Below are 17,214 nucleotides of genomic sequence, written 5' to 3' on the forward strand. Positions count from 1 at the left end.
GGTCCCCCCCGGGCGCGCCGGGGGGCGGCTACCCCGCCCCCCCCCCCGGCCGCTTCCCCCCCGCCCCCCCCCCCGCGGGCCCCGGCCCTGTGGGTTCCCCTGACTCTCGGGATCAGTTAGGTTAGGCTTGCCTAAGTAACGACTTGGGCATCTCCTTCCCTCGCCCCTGGAGAACTCGGATGCGCCCCTTCAGTGCCCACGTCACCCAGCCCACCCCCGCGGAACGCGTGCGCTCGATGCTGGCCACGGCGCACTCGATGACCGTCGTCACCGACGGACGCCGCCGGGAGGTCCATCTCCTGGACGGGACGGGGCCGATGGGCCGCATCCACCTGCACGACCCGTCCGAGGGCGTCCATGGCGCACGGGGCGCGCGCATCCCCGTACGCCTGGAACTCACGGACATCGCCCCCACCGCCGTACGCGAGCGCCTGAGGGCGCGCGTCACCGTGACCGGGCTCCTCGGCTCGGACTACGCGGACGACGCGGCCGAGAGCACCTGCATGGAGTTCGGCCAGGCGCTGCTCGAAGACGCCGAAGGCCGCACGTACGTCACCCTGGACGCGCTCCACGCGGCGGACCCCGACCCCGTCGCCTCCTCCGAGGCGGCCATGCTCACCCACCTCGTCGACGGCCACGCCGAACTCGTCCCCCTGCTCCTGCGCCTCGTCCGGCCGCGCCCCGACCGGCGCCTGGTCCGCGCCCTGCCGGTCGCCCTGGACCGCTACGGCATCACCCTGCGCATGGAGTACCCGGTGGGTCACCGGGACGCACGGCTGCCGTTCCCCACCCCCGTCACCGACATCGGCGAGGCCGGCCCGCGCATCCACGCCCTCCTCGCCGCCGCGCGCCGGTCCTCGCACCCCAACAGCCTGCTGACCTGACGGTCCTGGCCGCCGTGGGCGTGTCCGCGGGCCCGGCTGCGGCACGGGCATTGACGCCTCCGTGAGCGCCGTGCTGCACTTGCGGCGCCCGATGGTTACGTAAACATGCGCGAGACCGACACCTTTGGGCTACCCGGTACCACTTGCCCTCGGTGAACGGAGCCGCCACCATGCACCTCCCCGACGCACCCCTCGGCCGCAGGCGATTCATCACGGCCGCCGCCGTGGCCGCGGGGGCGGTCGCCCTTCCCGGGCTCGGAGCGCCCCGAGCGGCCGCCGCGATCCCGCCGGGGGCCACGTTGCCCGAGCGGGGCATCCACGACGCCTCCGCCGCCACCGCCTGGACCGACGGATTCGTCAGCGGGAACGGGGAGTACGGCGCGGTGGCGTACGGCACGCCGACGGAGGAACGGATCCTGCTCAACCACCACGGCTTCGTCCTGCCCAACGGCACACGCGACACCGAACCGCCGTTGCTCGCCGACCGGCTGGAAGCCGTCCGGGACAGCGCCCTCGCCGGGGACTACGGCGGTGCCGCCGCCGCGTTCGCCTCCGGATGGACCCTTCGCTGGACGCAGACGTTCCACCCCGGCTACGAACTGCGGCTGAGCAGCCCGGCGATGAGCACCGCCGAGAACTACGCCCGCGTGACCGACTTCCGCACCGGAGAGGTCACCCACACGTGGACCGACAGCTCCGGTGTCTGGAAGCGCCGCGTCTTCGTCTCCCGCGCGGACCGGGTCGTCGTCCACGAGCTCACCCCCGCACCCGGACGGACCGTCGACACCACCATCAGGGCGAACACCGCTCTCGAAGGAGTGCCGAACGACGTCTCCTTCACCGCGATCGCCACGCTCAGCGGCCGCGACGGCTATCTCAACCTGCGCGGCACCTACCCCGCGGGCCAGGGAGCGTACGGCTACGAAGGCGTGACCCGGGTCGTGGTCACCGGCACCAAGGCCGCCGTGACGGCCACCGGCTCCGCCCTCGTCGTCTCCAAGGCCGCCACGGTGGTGCTGCTCACCCGACTCGACCGCTACGAGTCGTCCGGGCAGTGGAACGCCAAGCCCCTGCACGCATCCCTTGCCACCCTCCCCACCGACTACGCGACCCTGCTGGCCCGCCACACCCCGCAGCACCGGGCGCTGTTCGACGCGAGCACCCTCGACCTCGGCGTACCCGATGCCGATCGGCGGCTGTCCACCAGCGAGCTGACGGCACGCCAGAACAGTCAGCGGTCGACGATCGACCTCGCGCTCCTGGAGCGGATGTACGACTCGGGCCGCTATCTCTTCGTGAGCTCCTCGGGCGTGCTGCCACCGCGGCTGACCGGCGTCTGGTCCGGCTCGTGGAACGGCGCCTGGGCCGACGACTTCACCACCGACGCCAACATCAACCTCCAGGTGGCCGGCGGCAACATCCTCGGCCACGGCACCGCGATGCGGGGCTACTTCGACCTGATCCTCGGCCAGCTCGACGACTGGCGCGACAACGCCACCCGGCTGTACGGCGCCCGCGGATTCCTCGCCCCGAGCCGCACCGACGGCGAGAGCGGCCACATGCTCCACTTCAACGGCGGCGACTTCCCCGGCCAGTGCTGGACCGGCGGCGCCGACTGGCTGCTCTACCCCCTCGTGGAGTACTACCAGGTCACCGGCGACAACGCCTTCCTCAGGGACAGACTCGGACCGGCGCTGATGGAACTCGCCCTCTTCTACGAGGACTTCCTCACCCGCACCGACGCCGACGGGAAGGTCGTCTTCGTGCCCTCCTTCTCCATGGAGAACTCGCCCTCCAACACCGGGCAGATGCTCTCCGTCAACGCCACCGGCGACATCATGGCCGGCCGACACGCGCTCCGCGCCGCGGTCGAGGCGGCCCACGCCCTCGGCGTCGAACAGGGCCCCGGACAGGGCGTGGCCCGATGGACCGCCCTGCTCGACAGGCTTCCCGCGTACGACGTCAACCAGGACGGCGCCCTCGCCGAGTGGTCCTGGCCCGGGCTCGCCGACCGCTACGACCACCGGCACGTCCACCACCTCTACGGCGCCTGGCCGCTGCACGAGATCAACCCCGAGGAGACGCCCGACCTCGTCCGCGCCTCCCGCCGCGCCCTCGACCTGCGCGGCGACGAGAACATCTCCGCCCACGGCAGCCTGCACCGGGCCCTGGCCCGGGCCCGCCTCAAGGACGGAGCCGGCGTCTACGACAACATCCGGAAGATCCTCGGCAACAACATGGTCCGGCGCTCACTGATGACCTCCCACAACCCCGATCTGCACATCTACAACGCCGACGCGGCCAACGCCCTCCCCGCGGTCGTCTCCGAGGCACTGCTCTACACGCGCCCGGGAATCCTCGAACTCCTCCCGGCTCTGCCCGAGGAGTTCGCCCGGGGCACGATCCGAGGGGTGCGCGGCCGCAACCGGATCCTGGTGGAGAGCCTGAGCTGGGACACGACCGCCCGGAGCGCCACCGTCACGCTCGTCTCCGACATCGCCCAGGACGTCACCCTGGTCTGCCGCCGCGGCATCACCTCGGTGTCCGCCACCGTCGGCGTGGCCCCCTCCCCGCTGGGCGACCACGCGCGGACGGTGACCCTGGCCGCCGGCGTCCGGACCCAGCTCACCTTCGGCCTCATGACCGGCACTTTCCGGGTGGTCAACCAGCACAGCGGGAAGGCACTGGACGTCTCGGGGGCCTCGACCGCCGACGGCGCCGACGTCATCCAGTGGCCCTGGAACGGCGGGGACAACCAGCGGTGGACCCTGCGGCCCGGCTACGACGGCTCCTTCCGCTTCCATAACGTCCACAGCGGCAGAGTCCTCGACAACCCCGGAGCCTCCCCGACGGACGGCCAGGCCCTCGACCAGTGGACGAACACCGACAGCCCGAACCAGTGGTGGCGCCCGGTGCCCACCCCGGCCGGCGACCGGTACCACCTCGTCAACGTGTCGAGCGGCCTGTACCTCGATGTGGAGAACGGCTCCGCGAACGACGGGGCACGGATCGTGCAGCGGGCGGCGAGCGGCGCCCCCGGCCAGGAATGGCGCCTCGAAAGTCCTTGAGTCCCGCGCCTGATGCGGTAGCGCTCACTGCGGCGGGCCGGGCAGGTAGTACGCGCGGTTGTGGGCGGCCACGGGCGGCGACTGGAACGTCCAGGCGCCGGACGCGGGGGAGGTCCCGACCAGGGCCGTGAGGTCCTGCCCGAGGTCCGTCGTCCCGTCGTGGACGGTGAGACGGATCCGGTCGGCGTCGGCGACGGGATCGAGGGAGTGGTGACGGTAGGGCTGGTAGAGGTTCATCGGCCCCGCCAGCGCGCGCCCCTCGGCGTCGGTGCCGTAGCCGGTGACCGGAGCGTTGTTCGCCGGGACCGAGGACAGACCGGTGAGGTCGGCGGTGAGGGTGAAGACGTCCTCGTCGTGGCGCACCACCGTGTCCGAGCCGTCCGCCGCCGCCGAGGCCTTGCGGCAGCGGACGGACCAGGCCTCTCCCGGCGGGCCGTTGGGCGAGGGCATCGTCGTCTCGAACCAGCCCGGATGCTTGGGCTCGGCGAACAGCCGCCGGCCCGCGTCGATCGCCAGCGGGTTGTCGCACAGGACGTGGATGCGGGCGATGCCGAGCAGCCGGGTCTGGTCGACCCCGTGGGCGTACTCCTCGTAGGAGAGCCGGGGCAGCCGGTGGGCCTCCGCCGTCGGGTGGGCGATGACGTTGAACTCGATCTCCTGCGTGACACCCCCGCCGAACGCGTACTGGGCGAAGTACAGCTGGTAGTTGAGGGACACCACGGCCTGCCCCTCGAACTCGGCCGCGCTCAGGGCTGGATGACGCTTCGCCAGGAGATCCCGCACCGGCTCGGGGTCCACGAGGAAGTCGACGCCGATCTGGTGCAGCGCCCCGTAGTGGAAGGGCAGCTGGTACGGCGCGGGGACGGGCGGCAACGGCAGGGGGGTCACGGGGCGGCTCCTGGAGAGATGACGGCGGGCCGGTCGCGAGCGGTGAGCTCGCGCGCGATGGCCTCGGCGCTGCGCAGCGCGAGGGCGGCCATGGTCAGGGTCGGGTTGGACGTGGCGACCGAGGGCATGCTGCCGCAGCCCACGGCGTACAGGCCGGGGTGGTCCCAGCAGCGCTGCCGGGAGTCGACGACGGAGGTGGCGGGGTCGTCGCCCATGACATGGGTGCCCGCTCCGTGGCCGGCCCCCCGGTAGGAGTAGGTCCTGCCCCGGTGCTCGAAGCGGCCCGGCGGGACCGGTCCGGCCGGGTCGTCGGTGTGGTCCTCGGCGCCGAGCAGGGCGAAGATCCGGTCGGAGACCTGCCGCGCGGCCACCACGCCCTCCCTGACGTGGGACGAGAGGTCGTACGTGACCACCGGACGGGGCAGTCCGAGCGCGTCGCGGTGGCGCGGGTCGAGGGTGACGCGGTTGGCCGGGTCGGCCTCCTGCTCCATCTCGAACTGGAGCGTGAACTGGCGCCCCACGCGCTCCCGCACGGCGGTCCGCAGCGCCGTGCCGAAGAGCCCCCGGCCGCCCGGGCCGCCGGTGCGCACGAGGGCGGCGACGTCACCGTCGGCGGGCCCCTTGGCCCACACCCACCCCCAGTTGCCGATCTCGACGCGGAAGGGCGCGCGGGCGCGGCGGGCGGGCCCGAAGCGGAACCCCTCCAGACCGGAGGTGGAGCCCGGGCCCCGGTACGGGCCGACCTGCTCGGGCAGCAGCCCCCAGGTGAGCAGCACCGGATGGTCCATCAGATTGCGGCCGACCTGGTCGCTGCGGTTGGCGAGCCCGGACAGGAGCAGCAGCCGGGCGTTCTCGACGGCGTGCGCGGCCAGGACCACGACGTCGGCGGAGGCCGTGCCCGGGGTCGCAGGGCCGGAACCGGAATCCCAGCGGAGGTAGTCCACCCCCGTGGCGCGGCCGTTGCCGTCGACGAGGACGCGGTGGACGACGGCCCGGTCGACCAGCGTCACCGAGTCGCTCCAGCGGGCCTGGGTCTTCAGGGGCGTGTACTTGGCGTGGCTCGGGCAGTGGGGGATGCAGCTGGCGCTGCCGAGGCACCGGCTGTCGGGGTCGGGCCGGCCGTGCGCGCCCGCCGGGACGTACCCGGCGCCGCCGTCGTACCGGGGGTCGGGTGTGCTGTTGCGGCCGTGCGGGGTGCCGGTGACCCGGAGGACGACCGGGTCGCCGGTGGCCGGGTCGGGGAGCGTACGGCCGTCGAGCCGGGCGGCGAGCATCCGGTCGAGATGGCTGACGGGCAGGGCCTTCATGGGGAAGGTGTAGCCCTCGGGGAACGGCAGCCCGACGTGCTCGCGCTGTTCGTCCACGTCTGCGGCGACCCCGATCTCGTACTCGGCCGCCCGGTAGTGGGGCTCCAGCTCGTCGTAGCCGATCGGCCAGCTGCGGCCGTAGCCGAACTCCGCCGTGCGGAAGTCCTCCGGGTGCATCCTCGGGGTCAGTCCCGTCCACACGTTCCCGGTGCCGCCGTTGACGCGTACGTAACCGCTGGCGTACGGGAGGGGGCCCCGCTGCATCAGGTGGCCGTCGGCCGTGAACCCGCCCGAGGGCAGGCCGCCCAGGTCGGTCACCTCCGGCCACGCGGCCTCGGGGCTCGGGACGTACGGGGACCCGGGCACCTTCACCCCGGCCGTGAGGTACGTGTGCAGCGCGGCCTGGTGCCCGGCCTCGGGGTCGGCCACCGCGGGCCCGGCCTCCAGGACGAGCACCCGACGCCCCAGCTCGCCGAGCCGCCGGGCGACGAGCGAACCGGCGATCCCGGCGCCGACCACGATGACGTCGTACGGAGCGGGGGCGGGGGCGGCGCTCATCGGACGGCTCCCTCGGGCGCCTCGGACCAGCTCCCGAACCCGGGCCGGCCGGTGCCGGGCGCGTGCCCTCCGAGGGTGCGCCACAGCAGTCCCTCGGCGTAGCCGCGGGCGGAGACCACCGTGGGCGGGGAGCCGGCGGAACCGGTCCAACTCCCCGTGTACCAGAGCAGGGTGATCGACCCGGCGAGCTCCAGGAGCTCCTCGGAGAGTCCCTCGGGCGGTCCGTCGTCCGTGCCCGGCGCGGTGCACAGGGCGCGACACGGACCGGCGTCCACCCGCTCCGCGACGAACTCCGCGTACGCGTCGGCCATGCCCGTCTTCTCCAGCTCGGTCACGGTGAATCCGGTGAGTGCCGAGGAGAGAGCGACGAACTCCGCCACACCACCCCAGGCTTCCTCCGAGGTCGATCGCCTCACGTACCCCTCCCTCGACGCATGTCGGTGATCGTTCCCCGCCGCCCACGGGCGGACGCGTCCAGTTCAGGCCATCCACGAGGGCGCCGCGCAGGCCATGTCCGTGCCCGCCGACGTCCGCCGCCGCCCGTCGACGGCTCGGCGACCAGCGGCGGAGGTCAGTGCAGGCCCTCTCGTGCCGAGCTCCCGGATGCGGCGGCCCACCGGCCCACCACGTCCGGGAGCTCGACACGGGAGCGGATGCCCAGTCGGAGGAAGACGCCTCGGAGGTGGTGGTCGACCGTGCGCGGGCTCAGCGCGAGGCGGTCGGCGACCTCGCGGTTGGTGGCGCCCTGGGCGACGAGGCGCGCGATGCGCTGCTGCTGGGGGGTCAACTCCCGCGCCGCCGAAGGGTCCGACGTGCCACCGGTGGCACCACCGGTCGCTCGCAACTCGGACCGGGCGTGCTCGGCCCAGCCCTCCGCCGCCGCCCGCTCGAAGGTGACGAGGGCGTCGCGCAGCGGGCCTCGCGCGTCGCCCGGGCGACGGCGGCGCCTGAGCCACGTGCCGTAGGCGAGGAGGGTGCGGGCGCGCTCGAAGTCGTTGCCGCAGCTGTCGTGGCGACGGACGGCCTCACCGAACCAGTACGCCGACTCCTCGTCCTTCGCGAGCAGCGCCCGGCAGCGGGCCAGTTGAGCAGGTGCCGGGCGGTCGATGCCCTGCGCGGCCCAGACCGCGTACTCCTCCGCCGCCGCACGGGCCTCGGCGCTCCGGCCCGACGCGACGGCCGCCTCCACGAAGCAGGGCACGGCCAGCATCCGCAACGCGAAGTGGCCGCCCCGGGGGCCCGGCCGGACGAGGGGAACGAGCCGCGCGGTCGCCTGCGCGGCCAGCCCCCTGCCCAGTTCGTCCCGGGCAAGCGCCCACTCGGCGAGGGTGGCCGCCTGGACGAGACCGTGGGGGCGCGCCGTCGCGAGGGCGCGCCCGGCGTGCTCCCGCACGGCCTTCCCGTCGCCCGCCACCGAGGCCACCAGCGCCAGGACGGCGTACTGGTGCGCGGCGACGTTGTCCTGGCCCGTCAGCTCCGCCGCCCGCAGCCCCTCCCTCGCGGTGCGCGCGGCCCGGCTGTACCGGCCGGCCCGGAGTTCGGCGTAGGCGAGGTGCTCCAGCGCCCGGGGCAGGAGGGCGGTGCGGCCCTCGGCCCGGGCACGGGCGAGCGCCCGGGCGTGCACCCTCGCCGCCGCGGTCGTGTCGCCGAGCACCAGCGCGGCCGAACCGGCCCGGAGCAGCAGCCGGGGATCGTCCGCGGCGCCGTCCCGCTCCACCACCCGCGCCAGCGCGGCACGGGCCTCGTCCAGCCGTACGGCGAGAGCCGCGCTCAGTCCTTCGGCGAAGTCCCGCTCCGTACCCCGGACTCCCGTTCCCGCGTGCAGGGCGGCCAGGCAACCGGCGACGTCGCCCCCGGCCCAGGCCGCCTCCATCGCGAGGAACCGGGCGTCGGAGGCCTCCACGGGTGCCCGCTCCCGCAACAGCTCCGCCGCTTCCAGGAACGCCTCGTGCGCGTCCATGACCGGGCCGTTCGCGAGGGTCGCCAGACCGCGTACCAGTTGGGAGCGGCCACGGGCCAGTGGGGTGAGGGCGCGTACGGCGGCGGGCGGGCCCAGCCGGTCGGCGCGGTGACCCTCGCTCCGGGCGAGCACCGTGTCCGTGGTCCGGCCCGGTCTCGGATCGGCCTCCCGCCCCGGCGCCGAGGCGAGCAGGGCCCGACCGAGGAACGGGTCCTCGAAACGGAGGGTGGCGCCGCTCCGGTGCAGCAGCCCGTCCGCGATCAGGCCGTCGAGCGGCTCGACCGAGGTGCGTGCGGCACGTGCCCCGGCGAGGACGGCGTCGATGCCGATCCCGTGCGTCGGCGCGTCCGGCGCGTCCGGCCCGCCGGAAGCCGTCCGGGCCGCCAGGGCCACCACGGCGAGCAGGCGGCGGGAGTCCGCGGGGAGGCGGCCCATGAGACCCCCGTACACCTCGGCGAGCACGGCGCCGTCGGTCGCCGGCCGCGGCAGCGGGGTGGTCCCCGTGAGGTGGGCGGGGGAGAGGCGCCGTACGGTCGCGGTCAGCACACCCGGGTGCCCTGCCGCCTCGTCGAGCAACCGCCCCTCCACCCACGGGACCGGGGGAACCGGGCACACATCGCTCAGGAGGGCCCGGCCACCGGCCGGGGTCAGCCGGCCGAGCCGGACGGTCTCCGCCCCCGGGACATCGGGGAATCGATGGTGCCGGGCGGCCGACAGGAGCCAGCCCACCCGGACCCGAACGCCGTGACCGCGCCCGCCGAGACGCGGAAGGCCGGGCTCCTGCCAGGAAGCGGTGAGAGCGGCCCGCGAATGGGCGTCCCACAGATGCAGGTCGTCCAGACAGATCAGGACCGACCGTCGCGATCCGGATCCGGGAGGGGGTCCAGGATCGGTGCCGGTGCCGGTGCCGGTGCCGGTGCCGGTGCCGGTGCCGGTGCCGGTGCCAGAGCTGGACTCGGACTCGGACTCGGCCACGAGGTCGGCCACGGCCGCGCCCAGCCCGTCCGCGCCCCGCGCCCGCCGCAGCGCCCTGCGCCCCGCCGACGGGGTCGCGGCCAGGGCGGCGAACAGGGCACGCGCTCCGCTCCACGGCGCGCGATGCCCGGGCGCGGCGATCCGGTACGCGGTGCCGGGGAAGTCGGCGGCCGCCCGGGCGAGCAGCACGGTACGCCCCTCGCCGGGATCACCGGTGAGGAACAGGACGCCTCGGGTACCGGCATCGACGCGGGCCGCGAGACGGGCCAGGGCGGCGAGTTCGGTCGTGCGGTCGTGCAGCCGAGGGCCCGGGGCGGCGGCTTGGCTCGCTCCGCTCACGGCGGTCACGCTACCGACCCGTGGATGACGGGGGAAGGCTCCCGGGGCTGGGCGAGGGCCCAGACCCGGGAGCCCCGCTCTGTGATGGCGCACAGAGCGTCAGGAACCGAGGGGGCAGGTGCCCCGGTACTCGTCGATCGTCAGGCTGGGCCGCGGCAGGGGGCAGAGGAACCGGTCGTAGCGGGTGTCGTCGTCGATGAACCGCTTGAGCCACGACAGGCTGTACTTCGCGATCGTCGTGTTCGAGGTGTTCGGGGTGAAGTGGGTGGCGCCGTTGAGCTCCAGGTACGCCTTGTCGAGCGAACCGGGCAGGCTCTCGTAGAAGGGCTCGGAGTGGGTGGCGACGGGCGCGACGGTGTCGCCGTCCGCGCCGATGACGAGGGTCGGCGTGGTGATCTCCGGCCAGCTCTTGTCCGTGTTCCAGCCGGTGAGGGGAACGGCGGCCTTGAGGGACGGCCGGCTCTTGGCGGCTTCGAGGGTTCCGCCACCGCCCATGGAGTGACCCATCACGCCGAGGCGCGTCGTGTCGATCCGGCCTCGTACGGAGCTGCGCTGGGTCAGGTAGTCGAGCGCGGCCAGGAGCTGCCGTCCGCGGCTGTCGGGCTGGTCGAGCGTGGTGAGGGTGTCGATGGTGAACACGACGAAGCCCTGCGACGCCAGGCGCGGCCCGAGCCAGGCGATGGAGGACTGGGTCGCGGTGAACCCCGGGGAGATCGCGACGGCCCCGAACGTGCCGTCGCTCGTGGACGTCGGGTAGTAGATGGTGCCGCCGCCGAAACCGGTGACGGCGAGGGAGGAGACGCCGGCCTCGGAGACGGAGTACGAGCCGCGCAGCGCCTCGACGCTCGCGTCGGTGGGCGCGGGACCGCGCTCGTACGGGTTGGCGGCGGTGGCGCCCGCGGTCGTGTCCGCGGCCTGGACGCCGGGGGCGAGGAGCAGGGTGAGGCAGGTGGCGGCCAGGGCCGCGGCGAGGTGTCGTGTCACGACGGAGTCGTCCTCTCGTGTCGTGGGGCGGCCGCCACCGGGGGGAACGGAGTGGCGGACGCGCCGTGAACTGGCTCGGCCACTGTCGGGCCGGCACGCCGCGCGGGCATCGGCAGAATCACCGGCCGCCGCGATCCGCTCCTCCGTCCTCCCCTCGATCGACCGGGACCGGTCCCGGTCCCGGTCGATCGTCGGCGACTAGGACACGGCCGGTACCGAGTCCTCGAAGGCCGTGCCCGCCGACCGGTACGCGCCCACCTTGGCCGCCACCTGGGCCGGGGTCAGGACCTGGTCCTTGACGTGCAGGACGTAGTCGACCTTCTGGTCGTAGGCGCGCGGCGTCGTCGAGGTCTGGCCGGCCAGGTCGATCAGCCACTGGTTGAAGTTGATGGACATGGGCCGCTCGGGCAGGTAGCGGGCGTCGTGGCGGCCGAACTCCTGGCCGTCGACGTAGTAGACGATCGTGTCGTCGTCGATCGTCAGCACGAGGTCGTGCCAGCCGGCGTAGCTCGCCCGGACCTCCGAGTGCTGGTTGACGGCCTCCCAGGGGTCGGGCCGGTACGTCTCCCACGACGTGGTGTAGAGGATGTCGGCGGGCTCGCCCCAGCCGCCGTTGGGCAGGTACTCGAAGTCGTACTCGGCGTAGTCGTCGGCCATCGGGGCCTTGAGGTCGTTGATGGTGAAGAAGGTCTGGACGACGCGGTCGCCGTCGGGCCCGGACAGCGGCGCGTCGGAGAAGCGCACCCGCGCCGCGTACGTGCCGTTCCTGAACTTCGAGGCGCGGGTGAGGATCTCCGTGTGCTTGGTCGACTCGCCCGTACCCGCCGTCGAACTCCGCAGGTTCATGACGGAGTTCGTGCCCTCCTTGGCGAAGGTCACGTTCTCGGGCGCCCAGGTGGCGCCGGGGACTCCGGGACCTCCGGAGTTGGACCGCACGCTCCAGCCGTGGGCCGTGATCGCCGGGTCGGTGTGGCCGGTGTAGTCGAAGTCGTCGAAGAGCGCGGCCCCGGTGGGCGGGGGAGTGGTCGGGCCGGTGGGCGTGGGCGTCGGGGTGGGTTCGTTGCCCTCGGGGGCCGTGCCCCAGACGGGGACGCCGCCGACGGTCGCGGTGACCTTCGCCCAGTTCGCGTACGTCGTCCGGCCCGGCCCGAAGGAGTAGTCGTCGTTCTGGTTCAGCGGCTGCCAGTTGGAGCGGTGGAAGCGCAGTTGCATGTCGCCGGTGTCCGCGCCGGGGGCGAGCGAACCGGCGCCGGCGGTGAAACCGACCTCCAGATAGCGGTCGGCGGTCGCGGTGGGGTGGGCCAGGGTGCCGAAGGTGCCGGTGATGTTCGCGCAGCCCTTCACGGCCCAGGAGCAGGCGTAGGTGTACGTGGCTCCCGCGTCGGCCTTGAAGTAGTAGCGCACCTTGACCTGGCTCAACGGCACGCTCGCCGCACCGGTGTTGACCACCTTGAGCCAGGGTTCGACCTGGTCGCCGCCGGTCGCGCTCTGCCGGTACTGGACGGTGACGGCCTCACCGGCCGCCGCCGCCGGAAGCGCGGTGAGGGCGGTGGCGCCGAGGCCGGTCACCGCGGCGACGGCGAGCGCGGCACGGATCCGCAGGCCTGTGCTGTTCGTGGGGGCGTTCATGGTGGTGGTTCCTCTCCTCAGACGGGGACGGACGTGGGCGAGAGACGGCGCGGCACCCCGAGGGCGTCGAGCCGGGTCCTGTGGTGGCGGAGGCGCTCCTGGAAGCCGGGCCAGTCGTGGCGGCCGGTCCAGACGACCTCGGCGAGGGCGCAGAGCCGGGGGAACGTGAGGTACTCGGCGTGCGCGGCGGTGGGCACGTACTCGGTCCAGAGCTGGACCTGGGAGCCGAGGACCCGGGCCGCCTCCTCGGGGCTCCACTCCGCCGGCGCCGGATCGTTGCCGTGGACCGTGCGGAGGTCGACGACCTCGCCGGCCTGGCCGGGCGGTTCGGCGGGGCTCGTGGACTGGGGGTAGTCGAGGTAGGTCGTGCGGTGGGGGGCCATGACGACGCGGTGTCCGCGCCGGACGGCGACGCGGCCGTGGTCGGCGTCGCGCCAGGGCATGACGGTGAAGTACGACGGGAGGTCGGCGCCGTCCTCGGTCCAGCTGAGCGGCTGCCGGCCGGCGTCGAGGAGGTGGCGTCCCATCCGCTCCATGAACCAGCCGTGCAGGGCCCCGGGACCGGCGAGCCCTTCCTCGGCGGCCCGCCGGCGCGCGTCCGGGGAGGTGTGCCACTCGGTGGTGGGGCACTCCTCGCCGCCGATGTGGACGTACGGGGACGGGAAGACGTCCATCACCTCGTCCAGGACGGTGCGGCAGAAGTCGAGGGCCTCGTCGTGGACGCCGAGGATCGTGTCGCAGACGCCCCACCGGTCCCAGACGTCATACGTACGTCCCGGATGGTTGCCGAGCTCGGGGTAGGCGGCGAGGGCCGCGCGGACGTGGCCCGGCATCTCGATCTCGGGCACGACCGTGACGCCGCGCTCCGCCGCGTACGCGACGAGCCCGGCGAGTTCGGCGCGGGTGTAGGCGCCGCCGTGCGGCACCCCGCCGATCTCGGTGAGCCGGGGGAGGGCGGCGACCGGCATGCGCCAGCCCTGGTCGTCGGTGAGGTGGAGGTGGAGGACGTTGAGCTTGTGGAGGGCGAGGAGGTCGACGTACCGGCGGAGGAAGGAGACGGGGCGGAAGCGGCGGGCGACGTCGAGCATCGAGCCGCGCCAGGGGAAGCGCGGGGTGTCGGTGATCTGCACGCAGGGGACGGACCACGCGATGCCGGGGGCCGGGGAGACGCCGAGGGCTTCGACGGGCAGGAGCTGGCGGAGCGTCTGGACGCCGGCGAGGAGTCCGGCGGGGCGCGCGGCCCGCAGCAGGATGCCCTCGGTGCCGATGGTGAGGCCGTACCCCTCCTCGCCGAGGCCGGTGAGGGCGCCGTCGAGGGCGAGGACGACGGAGCCGGCCGGCCGCGTGGGCAGCGGAAGCCCGGTGGCCGGACCGAGCAGGGTGCGCAGCAGCCGGGCGGCGGGTTCGGCGCCGGGCGAGACCTTCAGCGCGGTGGTCGCGTCGAAGGTGAACAGGCCCGGCAGGGGCGAGAGATGGGTGGGTTCGGGGACGAGTCGGGGCGCGGGCATCGGGGTGCGTTATCCCTTCACGGCTCCGCCGGTCATCCCGGCGGCGACCCGGCCCTGAAGGACCAGGAAGAGGACGAGTACGGGCAGGGCGAAGAGGGTGGAGGCGGCCATGGTGGCGCCCCAGTCGGTGCCGAAGACGTTGGAGAAGGACGAGAGCCACACGGGAAGCGTGCGGTCGTCCTGGTTCTTGATGACGCGCATGTTGGCGAAGGCGAACTCGTTCCAGGCGGTGATGAAGCCGAAGAGCGAGGTCGCGAGCAGCCCCGGGGCCAGCAGGGGGAGGGTCACGCGGCGGAACGCGACGGCGCGCGTGCAGCCGTCGACCTGGGCGGCCTCCTCCAGCTCGGCCGGGACGGCGGCCAGGAAGGAACGGAGGGTGACGATGGTGAACGGCAGGGTGATCATGAAGTAGACGAGGCTCAGGGTCGCCAGCCGGTCGAGCAGGCCGGCATCCCGGGCGATCACGTACATCGGGATCAACAGCGCTTCCCACGGCGCCACTTGCGTGAGGAAGACCATCAGGATGAAGGCCCGCCGGCCGCGCCAGCGCAGCCGGGCGACGGCGAACGCGGCGGCGAGCGCCACCACCAGCGCCGGCAGGACGCACCCGGCGGTCACGAGCAGGCTGTTGCGCCAGAAGGTCCAGAAGCCGTCCGCCGCCACGGCCTTCCCGAAGTGCTCCAGGGTGACGGACACCGGAAGGAACCGCGGGGTCTCGGACTGGATGTCGCGGGTGGGCCGGAAGGCGGTGAGGATCATCCAGTACACCGGGAAGACGGCCACGGCGAAGACGAGCGCCGCCGCCGTGTTCAGGGGGAGTCGGCGCAGGGAACGCGGTGTCACCGGTCGGCCTCCTGTCGGAGCAGCTGGTGGAAGTAGGCGATGAGTACGGCCACGAGGAGCAGGACGGTGAGCGTGGAGACGGCCGCCCCGAGGTCGTAGCGGTGCAGGGACTGGGCCACGCGGTAGGCGTAGACGGGCAGGGTCGTCGTCGCCTCGCCGGGGCCGCCCTTGGTGACGGCCCAGATCTGGGCGAAGCAGCGGAAGACCCAGATGACTTCGAGGCAGAGGACGAGGCCGAAGAGCGGGCGGAGGAGCGGCAGCGTGATCGAGAGGAAGATCCGCCGGCCGCCCGCGCCGTCCAGCCGGGCCGACTCGTACAGCTCGTCGGGGACGGTCAGCAGCGCCGAGTGCAGGGTGATCGCGGCGAAGGGGACCGACTGCCACACCACGAGCAGGACGAGCACCGTGAACGCGGCGGGACCGTCGGCCAGCCAGGAGTACCCCTCGAAGGACGTGAACCCGAGCCGGACGAGGAGCCAGTTGACCATGCCCAGGCGGGACGCGAAGAGCCACTGGAAGACGGTGGTGGTGGCGATGACGGGGCTGGCCCACGCGAGGACGAGGCCGCTCGTCACCAGGATCCGCATCCGCCGGCCGAGCCTGCGCATCATCAGGGCGATCAGCGTGGCGATCACCATGATCAGGACGACGTTGACGAGGGTCCACCAGAAGGTGCGCCGCACGACCTCCCAGAACTCGGGATCGGTCAGGACGGTCCGGTAGTTGCGGAGACCGACGAAAGGGGCGTCGCCGCGGATGAGTTCGCCCATGCCGTACTGCTGGAAGGAGATGAGGAGATTGCGGACGAGGGGGTAGCCGAGGAGGAGCACGCCGCCCAGGACGGCGGGGGCGACGAGGAGATACGGCCAGAGGGCCGAGCCGTGCGGGAGGCGCGGGACCCAGGGGCGGCTTGCGCGCGCGGGTCCTGGTCGGCTCACGATCCGAGGGTCTTCGTGATGCTCCGGGACGCGGCCGCGGCCGCCGTCGCCGGATCGCCGCCGGTCAGCACGGCGGTCATGTACTGCTTGATCGGGTTGGTGGCCTCGACGGCCGCCCACTGCGGGGAGTTGGGCGTGGCCCGCCCGCGAGCCGCCCCGGCGGCCATCGCGGCCGTGCCCGCGTCGTCCTGGATGACGCGCGCGAGCGAGGTGCGGTTGGGGACGTAGCTCATGGTCCTCGCCATGTCCGTCTGCCACGTGTCGCCCGCGAGCGCTGCCACGACCTCGGTCGCGGCCTCGGGGTGGGTGGAGGCCTCCGGGACGATGAAGTCGGAGCCGCCGGTGAAGACCGCACCGGGTGCGGCCGCCGTCTTCCCGGGGACCGGGAAGAAGCCGAGCTTGCCCTTGAGCGCCGGGTTGAGCTCCTCGACGATCCTCGCCCCGCCCGGCACGGCGATGATCTGGGCGACGTCGCCCTTGGCGAAGACCTCGGCCTGCGGGGGCTTCGCCTCGTCGGCGTCCTTGGGCCCCTTGCCGAGCGCCTGGAGCCGGCGGTAGAAGTCCATGCCGGCGAGGGCCTGCGGGGTGTCGAGCGCCCCCTTCCACGCGGTGCCGTCCTGGACGGCGAGATCGCCGCCCTCCTCCCAGACGAAGCCGGAGAGGGTGAACCAGTTCTGGCCGGGGAGGTAGATCCCCTGGGTCTTGCCCCGGTTGAGCTTCGCGGTGGCGGCCAGCCACTCGGCCTGCGTCTTCGGGGGCGAGGTGACGCCCGCCCGGGAGAACAGGTCCTTGTGGTAGATCACGACGCGGTTGGCCGCGTACCAGGGGATGCCGTACTGCTTGCCGTCGACCTTCCCCGGCTCGGCGAGCCCCGGCAGCCAGTCGGCACCGTTCAGCTCGGCGACCTTGTCGCTGAGATCGCGGACGCCGCCGCTCGCCGCGTACTGAGCGACCTGGGTGTTGCCGACCTCGATGACGTCCGGGGCGTCCTTGCTGGCGAGGGCGGCCGTGACCTTCTCGCCGATGCCGTCCCACTCCTGGATCTGGATGTCGAGATCGATGTCCTCGTGCTGCGCCTCGAAGCCGGCGCGGAAGCGGGAGAGGAAGGCGTCGGTGACGCTGTCCTTCATGATCCAGACGGTCACCTTCTCCGCTCCGCCGGAGGCGACCGGGTCACCGGTCGCGCTACAGGCCGTGGCGGCGAGGACGACGGCCGCCGCGAGGGCGACGGTACGGGGGAGAGTCTGCACGGGCACCTCGATGGATAGTTGACCAATTGGTCAAGTGGTCAGGTGTGTGACCAGAAGGTGGCACGGCCTCATCGCGCCGTCAA

General features: G+C 73.4%; 12 protein-coding genes. 2 read left to right on the top strand and 10 right to left on the bottom strand.

Going from position 1 to position 17,214, the window contains the following annotated elements; translation table 11 throughout:
* Positions 1-179 precede the first annotated feature (179 nt).
* Positions 180-884, top strand: a complete 705-nt coding sequence (locus ACFC0G_RS34880; RefSeq protein WP_376411502.1) for a DUF2470 domain-containing protein — start codon at positions 180-182, stop codon at positions 882-884.
* Between the two features lie 170 nt (positions 885-1,054).
* Complete coding sequence (locus ACFC0G_RS34885) at positions 1,055-3,952, top strand: RICIN domain-containing protein (protein WP_376411505.1); 2,898 nt, start codon at positions 1,055-1,057, stop codon at positions 3,950-3,952.
* A 24-nt stretch (positions 3,953-3,976) separates the two neighbouring features.
* Here the strand turns inward: ACFC0G_RS34885 and ACFC0G_RS34890 are convergent, their stop codons facing one another.
* The 10 genes from ACFC0G_RS34890 to ACFC0G_RS34935 form a co-directional block, all read right to left on the bottom strand.
* Positions 3,977-4,840, bottom strand: coding sequence for a hypothetical protein (locus ACFC0G_RS34890; protein WP_376411508.1), 864 nt, complete (start codon positions 4,838-4,840; stop codon positions 3,977-3,979).
* Positions 4,837-6,705 carry a GMC family oxidoreductase gene (locus ACFC0G_RS34895; protein WP_376411511.1) on the bottom strand — a complete coding sequence of 623 codons (1,869 nt, stop codon included), beginning with the start codon at positions 6,703-6,705 and terminating at the stop codon, positions 4,837-4,839. The genes ACFC0G_RS34890 and ACFC0G_RS34895 overlap by 4 nt, the downstream gene beginning before the upstream one ends.
* Positions 6,702-7,121, bottom strand: coding sequence for a hypothetical protein (locus tag ACFC0G_RS34900; RefSeq protein ID WP_376411514.1), 420 nt, complete (start codon positions 7,119-7,121; stop codon positions 6,702-6,704). The genes ACFC0G_RS34895 and ACFC0G_RS34900 overlap by 4 nt, the downstream gene beginning before the upstream one ends.
* Positions 7,122-7,276: 155 nt before the next feature.
* Positions 7,277-9,979 carry a LuxR C-terminal-related transcriptional regulator gene (locus tag ACFC0G_RS34905; protein WP_376411517.1) on the bottom strand — a complete coding sequence of 901 codons (2,703 nt, stop codon included), beginning with the start codon at positions 9,977-9,979 and terminating at the stop codon, positions 7,277-7,279.
* A 99-nt stretch (positions 9,980-10,078) separates the two neighbouring features.
* Positions 10,079-10,963, bottom strand: a complete 885-nt coding sequence (locus ACFC0G_RS34910; RefSeq protein ID WP_376411519.1) for an alpha/beta hydrolase family protein — start codon at positions 10,961-10,963, stop codon at positions 10,079-10,081.
* A gap of 198 nt (positions 10,964-11,161) precedes the next feature.
* Complete coding sequence (locus ACFC0G_RS34915; protein ID WP_376411523.1) at positions 11,162-12,592, bottom strand: cellulose binding domain-containing protein; 1,431 nt, start codon at positions 12,590-12,592, stop codon at positions 11,162-11,164.
* A gap of 17 nt (positions 12,593-12,609) precedes the next feature.
* Entirely contained in the window at positions 12,610-14,100 is a 1,491-nt protein-coding gene (locus tag ACFC0G_RS34920; RefSeq protein ID WP_376411526.1) for a beta-N-acetylhexosaminidase, read from the bottom strand.
* A gap of 9 nt (positions 14,101-14,109) precedes the next feature.
* Entirely contained in the window at positions 14,110-14,943 is an 834-nt protein-coding gene (locus ACFC0G_RS34925; protein ID WP_376411529.1) for a carbohydrate ABC transporter permease, read from the bottom strand.
* Positions 14,940-15,881: a carbohydrate ABC transporter permease gene (locus ACFC0G_RS34930; RefSeq protein WP_376411532.1), complete on the bottom strand. Its 942-nt coding sequence runs from the start codon at positions 15,879-15,881 to the stop codon at positions 14,940-14,942. Before ACFC0G_RS34930 ends, ACFC0G_RS34925 begins: the two co-directional genes overlap by 4 nt.
* On the bottom strand, positions 15,878-17,137 hold the full coding sequence (locus ACFC0G_RS34935; RefSeq protein WP_376411535.1) for an extracellular solute-binding protein: 1,260 nt from the start codon (positions 17,135-17,137) through the stop codon (positions 15,878-15,880). The genes ACFC0G_RS34930 and ACFC0G_RS34935 overlap by 4 nt, the downstream gene beginning before the upstream one ends.
* Positions 17,138-17,214 lie beyond the last annotated feature (77 nt).

The organism is Streptomyces sp. NPDC056169, from assembly GCF_042268445.1.
In the GTDB taxonomy this organism is placed as follows: domain Bacteria; phylum Actinomycetota; class Actinomycetes; order Streptomycetales; family Streptomycetaceae; genus Streptomyces.